This window comes from Leptotrichia sp. oral taxon 215 str. W9775, assembly GCF_000469505.1.
In the GTDB taxonomy this organism is placed as follows: Bacteria; Fusobacteriota; Fusobacteriia; order Fusobacteriales; family Leptotrichiaceae; genus Leptotrichia_A.
The window spans coordinates 145,220-168,907 of record NZ_KI272824.1 but is presented as its reverse complement, the minus strand read 5'-3'; the positions used below and the strand labels follow the sequence as shown (position 1 = coordinate 168,907).

The 23,688-nt window shown below is 31.3% G+C and carries 17 protein-coding genes and 1 pseudogene; 5 read left to right on the top strand and 13 right to left on the bottom strand.

Annotated elements, in window-relative coordinates; genetic code table 11:
* Nucleotides 1-167 precede the first annotated feature (167 nt).
* Nucleotides 168-1,907 (bottom strand): alpha-glucosidase, encoded by a 1,740-nt coding sequence (locus HMPREF1984_RS00995; RefSeq protein WP_021765998.1) that lies wholly within the window; start codon nt 1,905-1,907, stop codon nt 168-170.
* A 145-nt stretch (nt 1,908-2,052) separates the two neighbouring features.
* A complete protein-coding gene (locus HMPREF1984_RS00990) occupies nt 2,053-3,375 on the bottom strand; it encodes a 6-phospho-alpha-glucosidase (protein WP_021765997.1) in 1,323 nt (440 codons plus the stop codon).
* Nucleotides 3,376-3,586: 211 nt separating this feature from the next.
* Between HMPREF1984_RS00990 and HMPREF1984_RS00985 the strand changes: the two genes are divergently transcribed.
* Nucleotides 3,587-4,294, top strand: a complete 708-nt coding sequence (locus HMPREF1984_RS00985) for a GntR family transcriptional regulator (protein WP_021765996.1) — start codon at nt 3,587-3,589, stop codon at nt 4,292-4,294.
* Nucleotides 4,295-4,403: 109 nt separating this feature from the next.
* On the opposite strand, the pseudogene HMPREF1984_RS11060 reads toward HMPREF1984_RS00985, so the two are convergent.
* From HMPREF1984_RS11060 to glgP, 5 genes and pseudogenes are all read right to left on the bottom strand, one after another.
* Nucleotides 4,404-4,630: pseudogene (locus HMPREF1984_RS11060) on the bottom strand (Txe/YoeB family addiction module toxin).
* A complete protein-coding gene (locus tag HMPREF1984_RS00980) occupies nt 4,623-4,877 on the bottom strand; it encodes a type II toxin-antitoxin system RelB/DinJ family antitoxin (RefSeq protein ID WP_021765995.1) in 255 nt (84 codons plus the stop codon). The pseudogene HMPREF1984_RS11060 and the gene HMPREF1984_RS00980 overlap by 8 nt, the downstream one beginning before the upstream one ends.
* Nucleotides 4,878-5,065: 188 nt before the next feature.
* The gene (locus HMPREF1984_RS00975; protein ID WP_021765994.1) at nt 5,066-6,646 is read right to left on the bottom strand and encodes an alpha-glucoside-specific PTS transporter subunit IIBC; all 1,581 of its coding nucleotides are present in this window, start codon (nt 6,644-6,646) and stop codon (nt 5,066-5,068) included.
* 143 nt (nt 6,647-6,789) lie between these two features.
* Entirely contained in the window at nt 6,790-7,581 is a 792-nt protein-coding gene (locus tag HMPREF1984_RS00970; RefSeq protein WP_021765993.1) for an endonuclease/exonuclease/phosphatase family protein, read from the bottom strand.
* Between the two features lie 137 nt (nt 7,582-7,718).
* Nucleotides 7,719-10,016, bottom strand: a complete 2,298-nt coding sequence (glgP, locus tag HMPREF1984_RS00965; RefSeq protein ID WP_021765992.1) for a glycogen/starch/alpha-glucan family phosphorylase — start codon at nt 10,014-10,016, stop codon at nt 7,719-7,721.
* Nucleotides 10,017-10,184: 168 nt separating this feature from the next.
* Between glgP and malQ the strand changes: the two genes are divergently transcribed.
* A complete protein-coding gene (malQ, locus tag HMPREF1984_RS00960) occupies nt 10,185-11,675 on the top strand; it encodes a 4-alpha-glucanotransferase (protein WP_036099255.1) in 1,491 nt (496 codons plus the stop codon).
* A gap of 29 nt (nt 11,676-11,704) precedes the next feature.
* Entirely contained in the window at nt 11,705-12,412 is a 708-nt protein-coding gene (locus HMPREF1984_RS00955; protein ID WP_021765990.1) for a GntR family transcriptional regulator, read from the top strand.
* A 208-nt stretch (nt 12,413-12,620) separates the two neighbouring features.
* Here the strand turns inward: HMPREF1984_RS00955 and HMPREF1984_RS00950 are convergent, their stop codons facing one another.
* The gene (locus HMPREF1984_RS00950) at nt 12,621-14,975 is read right to left on the bottom strand and encodes a bifunctional dihydroorotate dehydrogenase B NAD binding subunit/NADPH-dependent glutamate synthase (protein WP_021765989.1); all 2,355 of its coding nucleotides are present in this window, start codon (nt 14,973-14,975) and stop codon (nt 12,621-12,623) included.
* A 215-nt stretch (nt 14,976-15,190) separates the two neighbouring features.
* Here HMPREF1984_RS00950 and HMPREF1984_RS00945 point away from each other — a divergent pair, with 215 nt between their 5' ends.
* Complete coding sequence (locus tag HMPREF1984_RS00945; protein WP_021765988.1) at nt 15,191-15,889, top strand: hypothetical protein; 699 nt, start codon at nt 15,191-15,193, stop codon at nt 15,887-15,889.
* Nucleotides 15,890-15,986: 97 nt separating this feature from the next.
* Here HMPREF1984_RS00945 and mgtE (HMPREF1984_RS00940) read toward each other — a convergent pair whose 3' ends face one another.
* From mgtE (HMPREF1984_RS00940) to HMPREF1984_RS00930, 3 genes are all read right to left on the bottom strand, one after another.
* Entirely contained in the window at nt 15,987-17,330 is a 1,344-nt protein-coding gene (gene mgtE, locus HMPREF1984_RS00940; protein WP_198011739.1) for a magnesium transporter, read from the bottom strand.
* Between the two features lie 21 nt (nt 17,331-17,351).
* The gene (gene mgtE, locus HMPREF1984_RS00935; protein WP_021765986.1) at nt 17,352-18,695 is read right to left on the bottom strand and encodes a magnesium transporter; all 1,344 of its coding nucleotides are present in this window, start codon (nt 18,693-18,695) and stop codon (nt 17,352-17,354) included.
* A 133-nt stretch (nt 18,696-18,828) separates the two neighbouring features.
* On the bottom strand, nt 18,829-19,653 hold the full coding sequence (locus tag HMPREF1984_RS00930) for a hypothetical protein (RefSeq protein WP_036099253.1): 825 nt from the start codon (nt 19,651-19,653) through the stop codon (nt 18,829-18,831).
* A gap of 268 nt (nt 19,654-19,921) precedes the next feature.
* Here HMPREF1984_RS00930 and HMPREF1984_RS00925 point away from each other — a divergent pair, with 268 nt between their 5' ends.
* Entirely contained in the window at nt 19,922-21,415 is a 1,494-nt protein-coding gene (locus HMPREF1984_RS00925) for a YfcC family protein (RefSeq protein ID WP_021765984.1), read from the top strand.
* 98 nt (nt 21,416-21,513) lie between these two features.
* Here HMPREF1984_RS00925 and HMPREF1984_RS00920 read toward each other — a convergent pair whose 3' ends face one another.
* On the bottom strand, nt 21,514-22,401 hold the full coding sequence (locus tag HMPREF1984_RS00920) for a CPBP family intramembrane glutamic endopeptidase (protein ID WP_021765983.1): 888 nt from the start codon (nt 22,399-22,401) through the stop codon (nt 21,514-21,516).
* Nucleotides 22,402-22,473: 72 nt separating this feature from the next.
* Nucleotides 22,474-23,556 carry a Xaa-Pro peptidase family protein gene (locus HMPREF1984_RS00915; RefSeq protein WP_021765982.1) on the bottom strand — a complete coding sequence of 361 codons (1,083 nt, stop codon included), beginning with the start codon at nt 23,554-23,556 and terminating at the stop codon, nt 22,474-22,476.
* Between the last annotated feature and the right edge of the window lie 132 nt (nt 23,557-23,688).

Genomic DNA, 23,688 nt, shown 5'->3' with positions numbered 1-23,688 from the left:
GAACTTTTTCCACCCCCACTCTTGACAAAGAGCCAAAAAAAACTTAAAAAATAATATAAAAACCATATTTATTTAACAAAATTTCACTTATGTAAAACAGTTTTTCATAAATATGGTTTTTATTTTTTATTTCTAGATAGTCTCTTTTTTATTGTAATTTTTTTTTACTAAATCTCAACTAACAAACTTTGGAATCCTTCTAAATTTAACTTTTTCTCATCTTTTCCGATTTTATCAAAATTATTAATTAAAATTTTTCCAAGTATAATTTCTTTTTCTCCAAGAACTTTTGCAATATCATTTAATTCAACTTCCTGTTTCAACTCAGAAAAATTACTGATACAGAGAAGTTTCTGATTTTCATATTTTCTTACATAGGCAATTATTTTTTCATTTTCAAGTGGAACAGGAATAAAGTCTCCATAAATCAGGCAGTCTGAATATTTTCCATTTTGTCTCAAATCAATCATTTTTTTGTAGTGTGAAAAAATTGAATCTTTGTCATTTATTTGGTCTGCTACATTTGTTGTGGCTTGGCTTCCTGTTAATTTTATCCATGATTTTGAGTTTTCATCTTTTAAAAAACCAGCGTTTTTGCTGTTGTCCCATTGCATAGGTGTTCTTGAATTGTCACGGCTTCGTTTATTTACAAAATATAATGCTTCTTCAGATGAAAATCCTTCTCCTAATGCCCGTTGATATTGGTCTTTACTCGCAATATCATCAAATTCAGAAATATCATTTCTCACAAAATTATCCATCCCAATTTCTTGACCTTGATAAATAAATGGTGTTCCTCGCAAGAAGAAAAATACATTTGCTAACAATTTTGCATTTGTTTCATTCGCTTTTTCACCAAAAAATTTATTCAAACTTCTTGGCAAATCGTGATTTTCAAAGAATGGTGCTCCCCATCCATATTTTTGCTGAGTCAGTTGACTTTCAAAAATAGCATCCCTAAGCTCTATTGTTGGAATATCTCTCAATGAATAATAAAATCCGCCTTTTGTCATATCTAAATCCGTATAGCTAAAATCAAAAATCATTGTAAAAAATCCATCATCTCCAATGAAATCATTGTATCTTTCATACTCAAGCATTGGAGTTTCCGCAACAGTCATCGCATTATATTTTTTGAAAGTTTCTTTTGCCAATTCGCTTAAAAACTCTTCAATTCCAGGCTGATTCAAAGTATATTCCACATTGTATGCCCTTCCATCCGCTCCATCAACTGGCAAATCCAAATATCTTGCATCTTTTTTTATCGAATTAATCGCATCAACTCTAAATCCAGCAATTCCCTTTTCAAGCCAATAATTTACCATTTTGTAAAGCTCTTTCCTAACTTCAGGATTTTCCCAATTTAAGTCAGGCTGTTTTTTTGTAAATAAATGCAAATAGTACATTTCATTTCCATTTTCATCAGCTTCCCCTTCAACTTTTTCCCAAGCAGAACCTCCAAAATGTGATCTCCAGTTTGTTGGTGGCAATCCATTTTTACCTCTTTTGAAAATATAGTAATTTCTGTACTTGCTTTCAGGATTTTTCAATGCTTCCAAAAACCACTCGTGCTCATCAGAAGTATGATTAATTACCAAATCTAAAATTACTTTTATCCCTCTTTTTTCGGCCTCTGCAATCAATTTTTCCAAATCTTCCTTTGTCCCGAATTCAGGATTCACATCATAATAATCTGAAATATCATATCCGTTGTCATCCATTGGTGACTTAAATATTGGACAAACCCAGATAAGAGTTATCCCAAGTTCCTTAAGATAATCCAGTTTCGCTGTAATTCCATTTAAATCTCCAATTCCGTCATTGTTGCTGTCATAAAAACTTCTTGGATATATCTGATATCCAACCTCTTTTTGCCACCATTTTTTATCTAATTTTTTTGTATCCATTTTTTCTCCTTAAAAAGTATATTACTAATATTTAAAAGAGATTATCCCTCAAGTCAGTAGTAATTTAAAAATAAATCTTTTTAACTTTTAAGATAATCTCAGAAAATAAATATGTTTTTTAATTTTGATTATTCTAATTTATAAACTATTTCAGCACTGGCCAGAAGTCCTTATTAGCTTCAATTAAATCATCCAATATTGCTTTTGCAACAGATGCACTTGGCACAGTTCTTGACAATGTGATTGCCTGCCATAATTTTTGGTATGACCCTTCAATCCATGCTTCTACTGTTAATTTTTCAACAGAAACTTGTTGTTCCATTAATCCTTTTTGGAATTGAGGAATTTTCCCCTGAACTATTTTTTCAGGTCCATTTGAACCTACTAAACAAGGTACTTCTACCATTGCAGTTGGATCAAAGTTTGACAATGCTCCGTCATTTTCTACGATTAATAGCATTCTTTCCTTTGTATTATAAGCGATTGCTCTTGCTAAATCAACTATATATGATGCATGGTCATCTACGTGAAGTTTGCTGTCTTTTGCAGTTCCTTTTTCTGCAATTGCTTTACATTCACCAAATACAAACTTTTCTCTTCCTTCCATTACTTCATTTGCTCTTGTGTGGTTAGGGTTTGAATGCTCTACCACATAATCAGGGAATAAGTAGTATTTTAAGTATGTGTTCGGTAATGTTGTAGGATCAATTGCAAATACATCTTTTGCTTTTGTAAATGTATCATTCCAGCTTGCTTCTGTATTTTCCCCTTCAATTGGTACATTATATCCAACTTTTGCAACTTTTTCCTTTAATGCAGGCATCAAGTCGTTTCCTTCTTTATCTCTTATATCTGTCCACCATCCAAAGTGATTCAATCCGAAGTATCTTATAACCATGTCTTTTCTTGATTCAAGTCCAAGCATTTCAGCCATTCTCAATTCAATTCCAATTGGCATGTCACAAATATTTAATATTTTAGAATTTGGACGTAATCTTCTAGTTGCTTCCGCCACAATTGCTGCAGGGTTTGAATAGTTTAACATCCACGCATTTGGTGAATATTTTTCCATATAATCAACTAACTCAATAACTCCACCAATTGAACGCATTCCATATGCAATTCCTCCAGGTCCACAAGTTTCCTGTCCTAATACTCCATGTTTTAAAGGTATTTTCTCATCTTTCTCACGCATTGCATATTTCCCAACTCTTATATGTGCCATAACAAAGTCAACATCTGTAAATGCTGTTTCAGGATCAGTAGTATATACGAAATTAATATCCGGTGCCTTCTCCTTTATTATTATATCACATGCTTTTGCAATGATTTCCTGTCTTTCTGCATCATTGTCATAAAATTTAATTTGTCTGATTGGAAATTTGTCCAAGTTATCCAATAACATCAGAACAATCCCCGGAGTAAATGTACTTCCCCCACCAGCTACTACAATTGAAAATTTTTTCATAAATACTCATCTCCCATTCGTTTTTATTATTAAATATGTTTGTTTTTTACTGTATGTCTATTTATATCATATTTTTTTATAAATTGCAATAGGTTTATATAAATCTTTTTTTATTTTTTTATTTTTTATATAATTCTTCTACTATTTATGTTGTTATTTTATATATTTTATAGTATAATATATTATCATTAAATGAAAGGTATATATAAAAATGAATAAATATGAAAAAGTCTATAACGATATAAAAGAAAAAATTATGAATAATACAATAAAAACAGGTGAATTTCTAAAAAAGGAAGATGATCTGGCAAAAGACTATAATTTTTCCAAACTTACTGTGAGGAAGGCTTTAGCCATGCTGGAGGCTGAAGGATACATACAGAAAATAAAAGGTAAGAAATCTATTGTTATGGAAAAAAGAAATCTGGAAAATCTTCCACTGACTACAATTCAGACTAAACAGGAAATAAATAAAATGCAGAATATCAATATTAAGACTAATCTGATAAGCTTGTATATTGTTCAGGGCATAGAAAAACTGATGAAAAAATTTAATGTTTCTGAAGATGCTGATTTTTATAAGGTTGTTCGTATAAATTCTCTAGATGATGAAGTTTTAAGTTATTCCACTTCTTTCTTTGATAGAAAAATTGTGCCTTTTCTAAATGAAGAAATCCCCAAAAACTCTATATATGAATATTTGGAAAATGATTTGAATTTAAAGATTGCCTATTCGCGAAGAGATATAAAATTTAGAAAAATCACTCCCGAAGAACAGGAATATTTCAAATTAAAAGGGATTAATATGGTTGTTGTTATTGAAACTCATGCTTATCTTTCAAACGGTGCATTATTTCAATATGAAAGTATTGTTCACCACCCTGAAAAATTCACTTTTACAGCGATTGCCAAAAGATAATTTTATTTTAAATAATAATAAGAAAAAGGGCTGTCTCAAATTTTAAAATATGAATTCCATATTTCAATTTTTTTGAGACAGCCCTACCATACTTTATTAAAATTATTTTTTATTTATCCCTATAATGAGAGCCACATTGAACAATTTTTATAATTCCATCTTCAATTTTATAAACAATCCTGTTTCCAGCGTCTATTCTTCTGCTCCAATATCCACTTAAATCATGTTTCAGAGCTTCTGGTTTCCCAATTCCTGTATATCCATTTCTATCAATATCTTTTATGAGTTCCAGTATTCAAATTCTTCCCATGCTTCATCAGTCCATGATTTAATCATAATCAACCTCATGAACAGTTCCACCTGTTTTTTCCATTTGTTCAATAGATTTTTTTAATCTTTCAATATTTTTTTGACTATAAAAAGGATCTGAATCTAGTTCAAACGGTATTTTTCTTTCACGAGTAAATTTTTTTGCAAAAATATTAAAGGCTGTCCCTATTGAAATTCCTATATCCTCACAAATTTTTTCCATTTCTTGCTTTGTTTCTTTATCTATTCTAAAATTAACAACAACTTTTCCCATATAACATCAATTCCTTTCATTTGATATAATTATTATATCATTTAAAGCTATTTTGTCAATATTTTTTTAACAATAAAGAATAACTACCTCTTTCACTATCCCTACACATATTATAAATTCTAAATATAAAAAGAAAGAACTTTCATAAGCTCTATATCACTTCTGAAAATTCTTTCTTATTTTTTGTCCTATTTAACTAAGTTTTCAATTCTTTCTCTTACTTGTGGCACTGTCAATCCTATAATTACTTGAACTGCTTTACCTTTTCTAACTACTCCGTGTGCTCCACCTGCTTTAAATGCAGCGTCTTTTGCTAATTTAGATTCATCTTTTACACTTACTCTTAATCTTGTTGCACAGTTATTTAATTCTTCGATATTATCTTTTCCACCTAATGCTTCAAGAATTATTATTGCCTGATCCATATACTGGTCATCTGAAGAACCTGAAGCTGCTGCTCCACCTTCACCATGTTTAGCTTTATAATCAGCTTTTGTGTAAAGTTTCATTTCTTCATCTTCATCTTCCCTACCTGGAGTTTTCAGATTCATTTTTTGAATTAAGAATCTAAATACGAAGAAGTATATTACTGTAAATATTAATCCTATTATTATTTGAGTAATTACTGTTCCAGAGTGATTTTTAAACATTGGTATCCAGTTTAAGAATAGGAAGTCAAGAAGTCCTCCACCCATATTTCCAACTACTCCAAAAGCATACATTGTCGCTGCCATTGTTGCCGCTAAGAAAGCGTGAACTGCAAACAATACTGGAGCTATAAATAAGAATGTAAATTCTAATGGTTCAGTTATTCCTGAAACTACTGCTGTAAATACTATTGGTATTAATAATGCTGCTACTACTTTCTTTTTCTCAGGTTTTGCAGTAGAGTACATAGCAAGTGCTATTCCTGCTGCACCAAATATTTTTGAGTTTCCATGTAATGCGAATCCTCCACCTGGGAATAAAGTTTTTAATGGTTCTGTACTTTGAGCAAATTCTTTTATGTGTTCAACCCAGTAAACTTGAATTCCGTTAGGAACTACTGCCGGACCAAATACAAATGGTGTGTAAACAAAGTGGTGTAATCCTGTAGGTATTAATATTCTTTCCAAGAATGTATAAACCCATACTCCTAATACTCCTGAAGCCTTCATAAATCCTTGCATTGCACCAATTCCCATTTGAACTTTAGGCCAGATTAATACTGTTAAAAATGCACAAGGAATCATAACTATAAATCCTATAATATATACAAATACTGAACCTTGAAATACTCCTAAGAAATCAGGTAATTTCTTGTCAAAGTATTTATTATGTATATATACTACCAATGCTGCGATTAGAATACCACCAAATAAACTTGTATCTATTGTTGGAACTCCGGCTATTGCAGAATAACCTGTTACACCGTCTGCTATTTGTTTAGCTGCATCTATTCCATAGAATACTTTTAATATCGCAGATACAAAATAGTTAAATGTCATATATAATGCAAATGTTTCTAAACATGCTCTTGCATTTGTCTTTGTTGCCAAACTTATTGGTAATCCTATTGCAAATAATAAAGGCATTTGTCTAAATACTGTCCAACCACCTTCTGCAACTACATACCAGAATTTATACCACATTGTCCCTTCTTCAGCAATTTTCCCCACAACTTGTGTATTAGTGAATACTGATGCAAGTCCTACTACTATCCCCGTAAATGCAAATAATAGAACTGGTGCCATCATTGCTCCACCAAAACGTTGGATTTTTTTCATCATTTTTACTACCTCCTAAAATTTTTATATATGATTTTTTCATATTTTAAATATACCACATTTTTTTAATTTGTCAATACATTTACGTAAATCTTTTTTAACTTTTTATTTCATTTTCGTATTTCAATTTAAAATGCCTTATATTCTTACAAATCCAGAATAACTTCCAGCCCATAATGGTCTGACACAACTGGATGATTTTCTCCATTGAATATTACTTTGCTGCTTTTAACTTTTATTTCCTTGTTACTTAAAATATAGTCTATACGTTTTTCTTCCTTGCTTTTACTCCATCCATCAATGTTTCCTCCTACTGTAATTCCACTATCTTTTTCTTCCGCCATAGTATATGTGTCATACAGTCCCTGAGAAAGAATCATTTTGTAATCTTCAGGACTATTTATTGCATCAGTATTGAAATCTCCCATTAGTATCTTTAAATTATCAGTTTGACTTCTTTTCAGTATTGTCTGGATATTATCTGCCATTTTTTCTTCCTGATTTGTAGGAAGATTCATATGGCAAGTGTAAAATTCTACTTTCTGCCCCTTATATTCAATTGTTGCACTGTTAATTCTTCTCGATGTAATTGTATTTACGCTTTGAGCCCTAGTACAATAAAATTCATCTACATCTAAAAGCTTATGTTTTGTTATAATTGCAAGACCTTCATCATATTTACCGTAGCCAATATGCGAATTACTCCAATGATAATAATAGGTTCTGTCAGTATATTTACTGATTTTTTCCAGAAGTACCCAACCATAGTTATCCTGACGGATTGCCCTAAAAACTACAGGACTGTTCATAGACTGATTTACTTCCTGCATAGCTACTACATCATAGTCATTTTCTGCAATTACTTTTGCCAGTATTTCCATCTTTTCATCCTGATTTTCCTCTATCCAGGCATGAACATTGATAGTCAACAGTTTCATATCTTTACCTTTCCTTTCTTTTAAATTTTATAATAACTTTATTTTGTAACCACGTTGTTTTTTTCTCTTATTTTTAGAGAGAAACAGGACTGTTCCGGATAATTCTCCGAAACAGCACTAAATATTATAAATTTTAATTATTTTTTATCTTCTGTTTTCCATATTTCATTTTCATATTGACTTATTGTTCTGTCTGAAGAGAAGAATCCTGCTTTAGCTATGTTATTTATGACCTTTTTATACCAAAGATCCTTATTTTCATAGTCAGACAACATTTTTTCCTTAACTTCATAATATTCATTAAAGTCAATAAGTGTCATGAACCAGTCTTTATTTATAAGTTCATTATGCAGTCTTTCCAGTCTTTCACTGTTTCCTACTTTAACAAGTTCTTCTGAAGTAATAAAATCAACTACTTCTTTAATTCCTTCCTGTTTATAGTAGTCTTTTGAAACGTATCCTTCTTTTTCATATAATTCTATGATTTCATCACTATGTTTTCCAAAAATATAGATATTTTCATTACCTACAAGTTCACAGATTTCAACATTTGCTCCATCCATTGTTCCTAAAGTTAATGCACCATTCAACATAAATTTCATGTTTCCTGTTCCACTCGCTTCCTTTGATGCAAGGGAAATCTGTTCTGAAATATCTGTTGCAGGAATTATTTTTTCAGCCAGTCCTACATTATAGTTTTCAACCAGATATACATTCAGATACTTGTTTACTTCAGGATCATTGTTTATAATTTCTGACAGACAAAGTATCAGATGAATTATATCCTGAGCGATTATATATGCTGGAGCGGCTTTCCCTCCAAAAAGTACAGTTATTTTTCTTTCAGGAAGTTTTCCACTTTTTATATCAAGATATTTTTTTATTACATATAAAGCATTCATCTGCTGACGCTTATATTCGTGGAATCTTTTTATCTGCGTGTCTATTATGCTATTTTCATCTATTACAATACCTTGTGTATGCTGTAGATATTCCTTCAACTTCAGTTTGTTTTCCTTTTTTATATTTTCCAGTTTTCTGTATACTTCCTTATCATCAGAAAATTTTAAAAGCTCTTCCAGTTTTTCAGCATCTGTAAGATAACCTGTTCCTATTAATTCCTTTATATAATCTGCAAGGTCTTCATTACAGCTTTCAAGCCATCTTCTGAAGGTAATTCCGTTTGTCTTGTTGTTAAACTTTTCCGGATAAATTTCATAAAAATCCTTAAGTTCACTGTTTTTCAAAATTTCAGTATGTAGATAAGCTACCCCATTTACACTTGATGAAAAATGTATGTCCATATTTGCCATGTGGACTCTATCTTCTTTGTCTATAATTTGTACGTTATCATTATTATATTTTATTTTTACAATTTTATCAAGTTTTTTTATTATATCAACTATATCAGGTACAACTTCCTCAAGGTATTCTAATGGCCATTTCTCAAGTGCTTCCGCTAATATTGTGTGGTTTGTATATCCTGTCATTGATGTAACAATTTTTACAGATTCCTCAAAAGAAATTTTATATTCTTCTGTCATAATTCTAATTAATTCCGGAATTACCATACTCGGATGAGTATCATTTATCTGAACAAAAGCATAATCAGCAAGGTCATGAATATTACTTCCCTTTTCTAAAGCTTCAGTAATAATAAGTCTTGCAGCATTTGAAACCATAAAATATTGTTGATAAATACGTAAAAGTTCTCCTTTTTTTGTACTGTCATCAGGATATAGGAATAATGTAAGGTTTTTTTCTATAACTTCCTCATCAAAAGTTATTCCTTCTTCTATTAAATTGTAATCAACACTTTCAATATCAAACAAATTCAGATAATTTTTTGTGTCCTTTTCATATCCAAGTATATCAATTCTTTTTAGTTTTGAATTTAAAGTGAAGTTTTTAAATTTTATCTTATATCCTATATTTGTATCCCTTAGCCAGCTTTCATCTTCTATCCAGTAATTTGGCTCAGCTTTCTGCTCATTTTTTTTAAAAACCTGTTTAAAAAGACCGCAATGGTAGTTTAATCCTATACCTTCCCCATTTATTCCCAAAGTAGATATTGAATCTACAAAACATGAAGCCAGTCTCCCAAGTCCACCATTTCCTAGTGATGGTTCTGTCTCCAATTCTTCAATATCACTTAGTTTTTTTCCCGCTTTTTTTAGTTCTTCCCTTATTTCCTTGTATATTCCAAGATTAATAAGATTATTTGACAATAGCTTTCCTATAAGAAATTCTGCTGATATATAATATATCTTTTTCTTTGATTTATTTTCTGATTTTTTTTCAGCTTCTTCTTTTACATATTCTAAAAGCTTGTAATAAATCTCCTGATTTGTCATTTCTTTAAGTTCTTTGCTATCCCCACGTTTTAAAAATTCTATAAAATTACTCTTCATTGTCTTATTTTTAATTCCTTTCATAGTAAATTTTCGTGTCTATTATAATCTTTATTTTTTAATTTGTCAATACATTTACGTAAATGTTCATGTTTTATAACAATTTCTCCGAAAATGTCCACTTTCGTCTGTTGACTTTTTGGGAAAAATGGGCTATATTTAAAATATAAACTAATTTAGGAGGAAATGTATATGTTTGAAAGAAGCTCAGGTATTTTATTCCATCCGACTTCCCTTCCAGGAAAATACGGTATTGGAACTTTAGGAAAAGAAGCTTATGCTTTTATTGATTTCCTAAAAAAATCTAGACAGAAATTATGGCAAATATTCCCTTTAGGACCTACAGGATATGGAGATTCTCCATACCAGTCATTTTCATCTTTTGCTGGGAATCCTTATCTTATTGACTTTGATTTACTTATTGAAGCTCATTTACTTTCAGAAGAAGACCTTAGAGATGTATTTTTTGGAGATAACGAAGAATACATAGATTACGGGGCAATATATAATCAGAAATATCCTTTATTAAGAAGGGTATATGAAAACTTTAAATCTTCTGATAATCACGAAATGAGAGAAAATCTTGAACATTTTAAAAGAGAAAATGCTTCATGGTTAAATGACTACAGCCTTTATATTTCATTGAAAAACCATTTTAACGGACTTCCTTGGAATGAATGGGCACACGATATAAAAAACAGGGAACACGGAGCAATGGAACATTATAGAAATGAACTTGCAGATGATATTGAATATCATAATTTCATACAGTTCCTATTCTTTAAACAATGGGGAGATGTAAAAAGATACGCAAATGAAAATGGTATAAAAATAATAGGAGATATACCGATATTTGTTGCTGCAGATAGTTCTGATGCATGGGCAAATCCGGAAATATTCCTATTTGATGAAGAAAGAAAACCCGTTAAAGTGGCTGGTGTTCCGCCTGATTATTTCAGTGCAACAGGACAATTATGGGGAAATCCTCTTTATAACTGGCAAAAACTTAAAGAAACTAACTACAGCTGGTGGGTAGAAAGGGTAAGAGCAAACCTTTCAACTTGTGATATAATAAGAATAGACCACTTCAGAGGATTTGAAGCATACTGGGCAGTTCCTTACGGTGATGACACTGCTATAAACGGACAATGGGAACCAGGTCCAGGAATCGACTTATTTAATGCTATTAAATCTCAATTAGGTGAATTACCTATTATTGCTGAGGATTTAGGACTTATGACTCAAGGAGTTATTGATTTGAGAGAAGCTACTGGATTCCCAGGAATGAAAATTTTAGGATTTGCATTCGATTCAGGTGAAGAAAATGACTATCTTCCACATACATATACAAAAAACTGTGTTGTCTATACAGGAACTCATGATAACGATACATTGATAGGATGGTTCCAGAAGGCAAAAGAAGAAGATAGACAGTTTGCAAGAGATTATCTGAATTCAAGATCAGATGATAAAATTCACTGGGATGCAATAAGAGGAGCATGGAGCTCAGTTGCCAGCATGGCAATATCTCCAGTTCAAGATTTCCTAGGTCTTGGAAGTGAAGCTAGAATAAATACTCCTGGAGTTGCTGCAGGCAATTGGCAATGGCGTTTAAGACATGGAGTTCTTACAGATGAACTGGCTGAAAGAATTGCAAAATTAACTAGAGTGTACTCAAGATAACTTTTAAGTAAATAAGGAAACAGAAGAATATGAGCAAATACAAAGATGTATACAACGATATAAAAGATAAAATAAAGGACGGTTCCTTAAAACCGGGAGAATTTCTAGCCAGTGAATCTGAACTGGCAAATGAATACTCCTATTCAAAAGACACTATAAGAAAAGCTCTTTCTATTTTGGAACTTGAAGGATATATTCAAAAATTAAAAGGGAAAAATTCCCTCATACTTGAAAGAGGATACCTGAAAAATGTATCCCTTTCTTCAATTCAGACTTCACAGGAACTGAGTAAAGCTGAAAATCTCGATATAAAAACAAATCTAGTCAGTCTTTATATAATTCAGGATAATAAAAAGCTGATGGATATTTTTCACGCAACTAAAGACAATGATTTTTATAAAGTTGTCCGTACACGTTCTCTTGACGGAGAAAAGCTCGAATATGATGTTTCGTATTTTGACAGGAGAATCGTTCCTTTCTTAAGTAAGGAAATTTCTCAGAAATCTATTTATGAGTATCTGGAAAATAAACTTAATCTGAAAATTTCGCATTCGAGAAGGGAAATAAAATTCAGGTATGCAACTCCTGAAGAAAAAAAGTATATGGATTTGAAAAAATATGAAATGGTTGTTGTTATTGAAACATATGCATTTCTATCAAATGGAAGTCTTTTTGAATATGGTACTATTTCCTACCGTCCGGATAAATTTACATTTTCAATAGTTGCAAAAAGATAAAAAATAATGTAAAAAACTATATTTTGTGAATTATTTAAAATTTTACAATGTAAAACTGGAAATAAATTTAGGAAAAGTCATCTGTCTGAGCCTTTAGGCAAGTTTTTGACTTTTCCTTAATAAATGACTGTTTTATATGAGTAAGATTTTAGTAAATGAAAAAATATAGTTTTTTCATATATTATATTTAATTTTTACTATTTTTATCCTATTTTCCACTTAACATTTCATCAATAGCTTTTGCAGCCTTCTTACCTGCACCCATTGCAAGAATCACTGTTGCAGCTCCAGTTACAGCATCTCCTCCTGCATAGATTCCTTCCTTGTTTGTAGCTCCTGTTTCTTCATCAGTTACAATTCCTTTCCATCTGTTTAGTTCCAGTCCTGGAATTGCCTGACTTATCAATGGATTTGGAGATGTCCCGATTGAAATAATTACTGTATCTGATTCTATTTCAAATTCTGAATCAGGAACTTCCACAGGTCTTCTTCTTCCTTTTTCGTCAGGTTCTCCCAGCTCCATTCTTATACATCTTATTTTTTTTACCCATCCATGTTCATCTGGAATAATTTCCACAGGATTTGTCAGGAATGAAAACTTAACTCCTTCTTCCTTGGCATGTTCTATTTCTTCCAGCCTTGCCGGAGCTTCATCCTCAGTTCTTCTATAAACTACTGTAACTTCTGCACCTAATCTTATTGCAGTTCTCGCCGCATCCATAGCAACGTTTCCTGCTCCAACTATAACAGCATTTTTGCCTACTGTTACAGGCGTTTTATATTCATCGCTGTGAGCCTTCATAAGATTATTTCGTGTCAGAAGTTCATTTGCAGAAAATACTCCATTGGATCCTTCACCTTTTATATGCATAAAATTAGGAAGTCCTGCACCTGATGCTATGTAAACCGCTTCGTATCCCTGCTTTTCAACCAGTTCATCCACTGACAATGTTTTTCCAATTATTACATTTGTTTCTATTTTTACTCCTAAATCTTTTATAGCCTGTATTTCAGGTTCAACAACTTCTTTTTTTGGAAGCCTGAATTCAGGTATACCGTATACTAGAACCCCTCCAGCCTCGTGCAATGCTTCAAAAATTGTCACATCATAACCTAATTTTGCCAAATCTCCTGCACATGCTATTCCTGAAGGTCCACTTCCTATGACAGCAACTTTTTTATTTTTCTTCTCAACATTGTGAAGAGCCATTTTAATTCCCTTTTCCCTAGCATAGTCAGCAACAAATCTTTCCAGTCTCCCTATTGCAACAGGCTCATTTTTGAATCCTACTATACAGCTTCCTTCACACTGACTTTCCTGTGGACAGACTCTCCCACAAATTGCAGGAAGTGAGCTCGTTTCCCATATAGTTTCTGCAGCTTGTTTAAATTCCCCATTTTTAACCTGCATTATAAACTGAGGAATATTGATATTTACAGGACATTGCGGCACGCAAAGGGGCTTTTTGCAGTTAAGACATCTCATTGCTTCCACCATTGCCATTTCTTCTGTATATCCTTTACTTACTTCCTCAAAATTATGTATTCTCACTTCAGCAGGCTGTAATCTATCCGGAACTTTTTTCTTCCTGTCAAGGACTATCTCCTGCTTTTCTTCTCCTTCTTTTTCTCCATTACCGCTCTTTCCAAGACAATAAATTTCTGTTCCCAGTTCTACTCTTTTATCCTGCTCACATTCTGTAATATTTAAAAGTTTTTTTCCTTCAACAGTTTTATACAGTTTCTGTCTTTTCAATGCTTCATCAAAATCTATTTCATGTGCTTCAAATTCAGGTCCGTCTACACATGCAAATTTCACACTGTTTCCAACTGTAATTCTACATGCTCCGCACATTCCTGTACCGTCAACCATAATAGGATTTAAACTGACAATTGTTTTAATATTATATTTTTTAGTAAGCTCTGAAACTGATTTCATCATGATAAGAGGCCCTATTGCAATTACTTCATCATACTTTTTTCCTTCATTTTCAATAAGACGTACCATTTCATCTGTTACAAATCCTTTATTTCCATAGCTTCCATCATCTGTCACAACAAAGACATTATTAGCCACTTTTTTCATATCTTCTTCGTATATTATCATTTCTTTTGTTTTTGCCCCCATTATCACATCGGCATCTATTCCCCGTGAATGAAGATACTTAACCTGCGGATAAACAGGTGCAGCCCCCAATCCTCCTGCTACAAATAGGATTTTCTTCCCTTTAAGTTCTTCATCTGTCTGATTAATCAGATCTGACGCCTGTCCAAGAGGACCTACAAAATCATTGAACTTTTCTCCAACATTGTAACTGCAGGCATCTTCAGTTGAATGACCTATTGCTTGTATTACAACTGTAACAAGCCCGTTTTCACTGTCATAATCTGCTATTGTTAATGGAATTCTCTCCCCTTTTTCATCAGTTTTCAGTATAATAAACTGACCAGGATTTGAATTTTCGGCAACCCATGGTGAATACACCCTAAACATATAAATAGCTGGTGCCAGTAATTTTTTTTCTACAATTTCAAATAAATTTCTTCCCATAGCCTTTGACATTTATCTCTCCAATCCCCATTATATAGTAATTTTTTATTTTTTTATAGTATCATTTTTTCGATATTTTGTTAAGCAAAGTATTTTTTTAATTGAAATAATATATTATTTTCTATTTTTAAGTTGTAAATAATTCTATAAAACAGTATAATTAAATATAGGAAATTTTAAAATAAACATATTGATAAAATAATCCAAATTTTAGGAGCGGATTCGCTATGGACTTACAGGGGAGCATTGTAAAAATAAATCAGGTTTCAGAAAAACAGCTTAAGGAAATGTATTCTTTAATGGCTAAATTTTATAATAATATTACTAAAAAGAATTTTACTAAGGATTTTTTAGATAAGGATTTTTGTATAATTCTTAAAGATGAAAAGGACAAAATAAAGGGATTTTCCACTCAAAAAATATTGAAATTAAATTATGAAGGGAAAGATATACATGGGGTATTTTCCGGAGATACAGTCATTCATAAGGAAAATTGGGGAAGTTTTTCCTTGTTCCAGGTCTTTGCAAAATTTTTCTTTACATATGGGGAACAGTATGAGAATTTTTACTGGTTTCTTATTGTAAAGGGACATAAAACTTACAAAATTTTACCTACCTTTCTTAAAAAATTCTATCCAAATTTCAAGGAAGATACACCACCTGAAATGAAATCCCTGATGGATTTTTTTGGCCATACAAAATATCCTGGAGAATATAATCCAATTGAAGGGATTATTGAATATAATAAATTGACTGACTCACTTAAGGAAGGAATTGCTGATATTTCAAATAAGGAACTCAGAGATAATCATGTGAAGTTTTTTCTCAAAAAAAATCCCCACTATGAAAGTGGAAATGACCTTGTCTGCATTGCTTCATTAAAGAAGGAAAATTTGCGGGAAAGGGCTAAAAGACTTTTGTTGTGATATAAAAAAACAGCTTTTATTTAAATTATTCTTCAGTTCTTTTTGTTGTTGAACTGAATTTTTTTAAATAATTATAGCTGTTCTTTTATATATTATATTATCCGATTTTTAAGAACATTGTTGCAAATTTAAAATAAATAATAAGTGTCACAGCATCTGAAATTGTTGTTATTAAAGGAGTTGCCATAACGGCAGGATCCGTTTTCAGAATTTTTGCTCCAAGTGGAAGCAATGCACCCACTATTTTTGAAACTATTACTGTAAATATTAATGTTACTGATACTGTAAGAGCTATCATAATATCTATTTTTTCAAACCACATCAGTCTAAAGAAATTGAGGAGTGATAAAACTAATGCCACCATTAACGAAATCGAAAATTCTTTCTTCAAAACTCTAAAGGCATCCTTTGGAGATATTTCACCTAAAGCAAGTGAACGTATTACAACTGTTGATGATTGTGAGCCAACATTTCCTCCGGTGGACATCAGCATCGGTACAAATGCAGTAAGTATAATTGACTGTGCTAAAACCTTTTCATATCCCTGAATTATATTTCCTGATATTGTATCAGAAATCATAAGTACGGCAAGCCATCCTATTCTCTGTTTGGCTACTGTAAATACATTAGTTTTCAGGTAAGGTTCCTCTACAGTTGCAGTAATTCCCGCCATTTTGTGGAAATCTTCCGTAGCTTCCTGTTCCACTACGTGCATTACATCATCTGCTGTTATTATTCCCAGAATTCTATTTTCATTATCAGTAACAGGAAGAACTATCAGGTCATATTTTTTAAATACTGCTACTACTTCTTCCTGATGGTCATTCGTATTCACACTTGCAAAGCTACTCTCCATAACATCTTCTATCAGAGTATCATCTTTTTTACCAATTAATTCCTTAAGGGAAATAACCCCTTCAAGCTTTCCTTCTTCATTTGTAACATAGCAGGTATATATATTTTCCTTATCCTTACCTGTCTTTCTTATACAATCTATCGCTTCTGCCACCTTCATGCCCTTTTCCAGATCAACATACTCTGTTGTCATTATGCTTCCTGCCGAGTATTCAGGATATTTCAGAAGCTGATTTATAAGATGTCTATCTTTTGCATCAGTATTTTTTAGTATTTTTTTCACCACATCTGCAGGCATCTCTTCAATTATATCTACTATATCATCAAAATAAAGTTCGTCAAATATATTTTTTGTTTCAATATCTGTTGATGCATAAATTATCATTTCCTGATGTTCAGAATCCAAATACGGAAATACGACAGCCGCTTTATCTTTTTTCAGGAGTCTGAATATCATTATTACCACTTCCGGAATCTCAAAATCATTTATTATTTCAGAAATTTCAACTCCGTTCAGTTCATTTAACTGTTTTCTTATTTCAAAATATTTTTTTTCTTTTACCAGAGCTTCAATTATTTCTCTCATTTCTTCCATCAGTTCCCTCCTTTACTTAATCATACCGCTTAAGAATATAGTGGCAAATTTAAAATAAATCGAAAGTGTCAGTGCATCCAGTATTGTTGTTATTAATGGCCCCGCCATAATTGCAGGATCCATTTTGAATGTTTTGGCAACAATTGGCAAAAAAGCCCCTATTACTTTAGAAATAATAACTACCAGTATAAGCGTTCCAGAAACAACCAGTGCGACATCAAGACTTGTTTTCGTTAATGTTATAAGTCTCAGATAGTTAATAGCCGCCAGAACTACTGCCACTATAAAGGAAGTCAAAAATTCTTTCTTTAATATTTTAAATATATCTTTTATTTCCACATCTCCTAATGACAAGGCACGAATTACTGTTGTTGAAGACTGTGCTCCGGCATTTCCCCCTGTATCCATAAGCATTGGAATAAATGAAGCAAGTACTACCACCGACTGAAGTACATCTTCATAACTTTTTATAATTCTTCCGGTAAAGGTTGCAGAAATCATAAGAACTACAAGCCACATTATTCTCTGTCTCGCCATTGTAAACGCACTTGTCTTCAAGTAAGTTTCTTCTACTGGAGATATCCCTGCCATTCTATGAAAATCTTCTGTATCTTCCTGCTCAATTACATCAATAATATCATCTATTGTTATAATCCCAAGAAGCCTGTTTTCAATATCCACCACCGGTAGAATAATCAAGTCATATTTTTTGATTATATCAGCAACTACTTCCTGGTCATCATTGGCATGGGCACTTACAAAGTTACGGTTCATAATACTTTCAATAGTTACGTCATCATCACTTGTAATCAGTTCTTTAAGCGAAACAACTCCTTCAAGCTTTCTGTCTTCACTTATTACATAACATGTGTATATATTTTCTTTTTCTTCAACAGTATCCCTTATTTCTTTAATTGCCTGAGATACCTTCATATTTTTCTTTAAATCCACATACTCAGTTGTCATTATACTTCCTGCTGAATTTTCAGGATAATTTAAAAACTGATTTATTAGATATCTGTCTTCGGAATTTGTATTCTTTAATATTTTCTTTACCAGATTTGAAGGCATTTCTTCTATAATGTCAATCATGTCATCAAAATAAAGATTTCTAAAAAGAACTTCAGTCTCCCGGTCAGTCACGGCATTAATAATAATTTCCTGCTGTTCCGGTTCCAGATATGAAAATACATCTGCACTCTGATCTTTAGACAATAACCTGAAAATTATTATTAATTCCGATTTATCAAATTGGTTCAGCAAATCTGAAATTTCCACATTGTTAAGATTTCTAAATTCTTCTCTGATTTCAGAAAACTTTTTTTCATTTATTAGAGCCTGTATCTTTTCTTTCATTACCTTCTCCTTTCCTTCTTATCTTTTTATTTTAATACGCTTATTTTTCCCAAAGTTATTATACTATATTTGAAAGCATTTATCTATTTTTTTCTTATTTTATTTGAAATAAATATTTATTCTATCTATTTTTTTATTTCTTCAGATTTTTTTCAAGAACAGAATAAAGCTGATCCAGACGCCATTGTTCCTCATAATCCATCTCCGGATTCTCAAAATAATATTTTTCAATAACCGGTAAAAATATTTCTGCAATTTCTTTACTGTTCATCCATAAATTCATCTGTTCATTAAATTCAGAATTGGAAGAAAAGGCATAAGAATAGTAAGTGTAACCTTCAGTATAGGAATACATCATTTCTTCAAAATGCCACAACGCATTTATATCTTCACTTGCTTTTTTCCACATTTCAATATCAAACAGATGCTCTGTTTTCATTCCTCCCAGATTAAACATAGTCATATAAACTGAAAAATTTTCTATTCTTTCTGTTTTAGGCTCAGTTTTAAGCACTTCAAGCATAAACTCCTTCGAAAATCTGTACATGAAATCAAGTTCCTCATTATTCCAGATTTTCTTCTCAAAGTGGCATTTATCAAGAATAAGTGAAGTGTCCAACCTTATTTCTGCATGTTTTACTAGAAACTCAAGTATTTTGGGAAGAAAATGTTTTATCTCAAGTCCTGTTTCATCTAGATTTACAGCATCCAGATACTCCCACATTAACTCCCTTGATAATTCTCTGACCGGTGTCTTTATGAGTTTTTCTACATTTTCTTCACTTACGCAGCAAGGTGTACATACTGTCAGTTTTCCATTTAAATCATGAGTAAAAATTTTATATGCTTCTTCCAGCATTTTTTTCATATTTTCACTTATCAATTTATCATCAAGTTCACCATTTATTGCCATCATAATTTCTTCAGACGGTCTAGTTTTTATCTTAAATTTTTTCATCAGAATTTTTCTCCTGTTAGAAATATATTTATTATAACATATTTTAGGCATTTGTCTTATTATTTTTAAGATTTTTTTCAACATAATTCCTAACATATGTTTATTTTTCTAATTTTTATACATTACATTTTATGCTATTGACAAAATAAAAAGTCGTTATATACTTAGATTGAAAAATATTTTTCTTATCTTTTTCAATAACGCTATGAATAATTATAGGCATTTCAAATTCCGTTTTTAATTTTTTATATAAATAGAAGGTTGAATCATGGAACAAGCAAAAAAGAAAGGCTTCAAAATGCCTTCTTCGTATACAGTTTTGTTTATTCTTATCATTATTCTTGCAATTCTGACTTGGATTATTCCTGCTGGAGAATATGAAAAAAATGAAGCAGGACAGCTAGTGGCAGGAACTTATAAAACTGTACAGTCAAATCCCCAAGGGATATATGACATTTTTATGGCTCCCGTATACGGACTGATTGGTAATAAACTTACTACCGGTTCAATAGGTGTAGCATTTTTTATCCTTATAATAGGAGGTTTTCTAGGCGTAATTACTGAAACAGGAGCTCTAGATATCGGAATTGCTTCTGTCATCAAGAAAAATAAAGGAAAAGAAAAAAGACTTATTCCCCTATTAATGATTCTGTTTGCCATTGGAGGAACTACTTATGGAATGGCAGAAGAAACTATAGCTTTTTATCCTCTTCTTATCCCAATCATGATAGGAGTCGGCTTTGATACAATCACTGCAGTTGCTGTAATTTTAGTAGGTTCACAAATTGGATGTCTTGCGTCTACTGTAAATCCCTTTGCTACAGGAGTCGCATCAGATACTGCCGGTATCAGTATAGCTGATGGTATAGTATGGAGGCTTGTATTTCTGGTGGTAATGGTTGCAATTTCTATTTTCTATGTGTACAGCTATGCCACTAAAATAGAAAAAAATCCTGAAAAGTCATTTGTCTATTCTCAAAGAAAAGAAAATCTTGAACTCTTTAAAATACCAGAAAGCTCTGAGGCAATGACTAAGAAACAGCTTTATATATTATGGATTTTCATTTTAACATTCTTTATAATGATACTCAGCCTAATTCCATGGGGTGATTTCGGTATAAAAATATTTGAACAGTTTAATGATGCTTTACTTGGATTACCGGTTATTGGAGGACTTTTTAGACATGCAGCTCCTTTTGGAACATGGTATTTCTCAGAAATCACAATGCTTTTCTTTGTTTCTTCAGTATTAATAGGTGTTGTTTATGGTATGTCTGAAGATAAGTTCCTGGAAGTATTTTTAAAAGGAGCGGCTGATTTAATAGGCGTTGCCTTAATATGTGCCGTATCACGTGGTATTCAGGTTATTATGAATGACGGACTTATAACTGCAACTATTCTTCACTGGGGTGAAATAGGACTTAAGGGACTTTCTCCTCAACTGTTTATAACTCTTACATATTTATTCTACCTACCTATGTCTTTCTTAATTCCAGGTACATCAAGTCTTGCCGGAGCAACAATGGGACTTTTAGGCCCTATGGCAGAATTTGTTCACGTAAGATCTCATCTTGTTATTACTGCATTTCAGGCTGCTTCTGGAGTATTAAATTTATTTACTCCGACATCTGGTGTAGTAATGGGAGCTCTAGCTATTGCACGTATAGACATTATTGTATGGATTAAATTCCTTGCAAAGCTCATTTTAATTGTTATTTTAATGAGTATTGTAATTCTTGTAATTGCAACTTTCTTTTATTAGATAAATCCTCTAAAATAGAAAAAAACTATATTTATGAGTGAAATTTCCGTTCATAAATATAGTTTTTTCATTAAATTTTATTTTTTTGAGAATATGTTTTAAAATAATTTATAATTAAATAATAAACTGGTAATTACAATACCAAATATTATCACTATATATAATATGTTATTTTTTAAAAAGATGACCATATTTTTCCTATCTTCATTATTTAATTTAAAAGCTAAAAATACATCCTGATAATTTTTCCTTTTCAGCCCAATTATAAAGAAAATTAGACATAATACAAATAATGATATGAAAATTATCCCTAAAAGAGGAAATATTTCCTTTGGCCCCTTTAATACAAATACAATTTTAGACATATTGGCAACTATATTCAACAATATATGCAATAAAATAGAATATTTTATAGAATATTTATATGAAACATACGCTAATACAATACCTATAAAAAATGCTGGAATAATCATGTATATATTGTAATGAGATATTCCAAAAAATAATGAACTTACAATTATTGCTGTTTGAATTCCATATTTTTTCAAATATGTCATCAGAACACCACGAAATACAATTTCTTCCAAAACAGGTGCTATACATATTGCATAAATTATATCTGTATATATAGGTCTCTGCACTATAAATTTCTGTCCCTCAATATTGATTGCCGATGATATAAGATTCAAAAAAATATTTATCCCATAACTTAATGCAAAATATGTAACGATATCTGTTATATTCAATTTTTTATTTACTTTAAAGTATTTCTTTTCTTTATTAGTTTTAATGAAATAATAAAGAATTGGAACACAAAATAATAACTTATCCATTCTGAAAAAATACATTGTTTTTAATATACTGTTATCTGTTCCTGTTATTTCTTTTTGAATAAATATTTTAAATATAAGATAAGAAAAATATATTATACACAAAATTAAAGGAACATCTTTTTTAGTGTTATCTTTTATTAATGATTTCTGCATTTCAAATTTCCCCTTGCCTTATTTTGAAAAATGGAGCATCAACAAAGTAATCTCAGCTCCATTTCATTTCTATTATTTTGCTTCTATTATTATTAATTCCTTGTTACTTTTATTCAGAACTTCTCTTCCATCTTTTTTAACTACTACATCATCTTCAATTCTTACTCCACCCCATCCGTCAAAATAAAGTCCAGGTTCTGAAGTAACAACCATATTTTCCTTCAATTCTATTTGAGTAACTGAAGATAAGTATGGTAATTCATGGATTTCAAGCCCTATTCCATGTCCAAGACCATGTCCAAATTCTTTTCCGTAACCTTTTTCAGTCAGGAAGTTTCTTACAATTTTATCAACTTCATCAGACATTACACCTTCTTTTATTGAATTTACTCCTAAAATCTGAGCTTCAAGTACAAGGTTATATATTTCTTTATGTTTTTCAGTAATGTTGTTTCCATAGTAAACTGTTCTTGTCATATCTGATACATATCCGTTGTAGTATGCTCCAAAATCCATTGTAATAAATTCTTCCTTCTGAATTTTTTTATCAGAAGCAACTCCATGAGGCATTGCAGATCTCACTCCACTTGCCAGAATAGTTTCAAATGATCTGTCTTCAGCTCCTAATTTTCTTTGGATATATTCCATGTATCCAGCTATTTCCTTTTCAGATACACCTTCTTTTATTATTTTCAATGCTTCACTAAATGCAACGTCACTTATTTCAATAGCTTTTTTTATAAATCCAATTTCTTCGTCAGATTTTATCATTCTTACATATGTTATTTTATCTCCTATTGGAACCAGTTCTGCTTTAAATTGTTCCTTCAAAGTCTGATACAGTGAAAATGTTACATTATGATCTTCAAATCCGATTTTTTTCAATCCAAGTTTTTCAGCATGCTCACCTACAAATTTTAATGAACCTCTTGAAACTTCCACAAATTCAAATCCCATTTTAGTAACTTGAGCTTCCCCCTGACTTCTATATCTGAAATCAGAATAGAAAAAGTTTCCTTTTCTTGTAGCAAGTCCTACTCCTGTAGTCCCTGTAAATCCTGCAAAATATCTCAGATTATATAAATCTGTAATAAATATTGCATCCAAATTCAATTCATCTAACAATTTTGTTAATTTTTCAGTTCTTTTTTCCATTTTTCCACCACGTATGATTTCTCATACTCTCCTTTCATCTGTGTTTTTATATTAATATAATAATTGTATCAATTATTTTATATTAAATATCTCTGTTGGATTTATATTTTCTTCTTTTTATTATACTCCTTA

Coding starts and splice junctions, on each gene's coding strand:
- HMPREF1984_RS00995 (WP_021765998.1), bottom strand. CDS start 1,907: ATGGATACAAAAAAATTAGATAAAAAATGGTGGCAAAAAGAGGTTGGA.
- HMPREF1984_RS00990 (WP_021765997.1), bottom strand. CDS start 3,375: ATGAAAAAATTTTCAATTGTAGTAGCTGGTGGGGGAAGTACATTTACT.
- HMPREF1984_RS00985 (WP_021765996.1), top strand. CDS start 3,587: ATGAATAAATATGAAAAAGTCTATAACGATATAAAAGAAAAAATTATG.
- HMPREF1984_RS00980 (WP_021765995.1), bottom strand. CDS start 4,877: ATGGGAAAAGTTGTTGTTAATTTTAGAATAGATAAAGAAACAAAGCAA.
- HMPREF1984_RS00975 (WP_021765994.1), bottom strand. CDS start 6,646: ATGATGAAAAAAATCCAACGTTTTGGTGGAGCAATGATGGCACCAGTT.
- HMPREF1984_RS00970 (WP_021765993.1), bottom strand. CDS start 7,581: ATGAAACTGTTGACTATCAATGTTCATGCCTGGATAGAGGAAAATCAG.
- glgP (WP_021765992.1), bottom strand. CDS start 10,016: ATGAAAGGAATTAAAAATAAGACAATGAAGAGTAATTTTATAGAATTT.
- malQ (WP_036099255.1), top strand. CDS start 10,185: ATGTTTGAAAGAAGCTCAGGTATTTTATTCCATCCGACTTCCCTTCCA.
- HMPREF1984_RS00955 (WP_021765990.1), top strand. CDS start 11,705: ATGAGCAAATACAAAGATGTATACAACGATATAAAAGATAAAATAAAG.
- HMPREF1984_RS00950 (WP_021765989.1), bottom strand. CDS start 14,975: ATGTCAAAGGCTATGGGAAGAAATTTATTTGAAATTGTAGAAAAAAAA.
- HMPREF1984_RS00945 (WP_021765988.1), top strand. CDS start 15,191: ATGGACTTACAGGGGAGCATTGTAAAAATAAATCAGGTTTCAGAAAAA.
- mgtE (WP_198011739.1), bottom strand. CDS start 17,330: ATGAGAGAAATAATTGAAGCTCTGGTAAAAGAAAAAAAATATTTTGAA.
- mgtE (WP_021765986.1), bottom strand. CDS start 18,695: ATGAAAGAAAAGATACAGGCTCTAATAAATGAAAAAAAGTTTTCTGAA.
- HMPREF1984_RS00930 (WP_036099253.1), bottom strand. CDS start 19,653: ATGAAAAAATTTAAGATAAAAACTAGACCGTCTGAAGAAATTATGATG.
- HMPREF1984_RS00925 (WP_021765984.1), top strand. CDS start 19,922: ATGGAACAAGCAAAAAAGAAAGGCTTCAAAATGCCTTCTTCGTATACA.
- HMPREF1984_RS00920 (WP_021765983.1), bottom strand. CDS start 22,401: ATGCAGAAATCATTAATAAAAGATAACACTAAAAAAGATGTTCCTTTA.
- HMPREF1984_RS00915 (WP_021765982.1), bottom strand. CDS start 23,556: ATGGAAAAAAGAACTGAAAAATTAACAAAATTGTTAGATGAATTGAAT.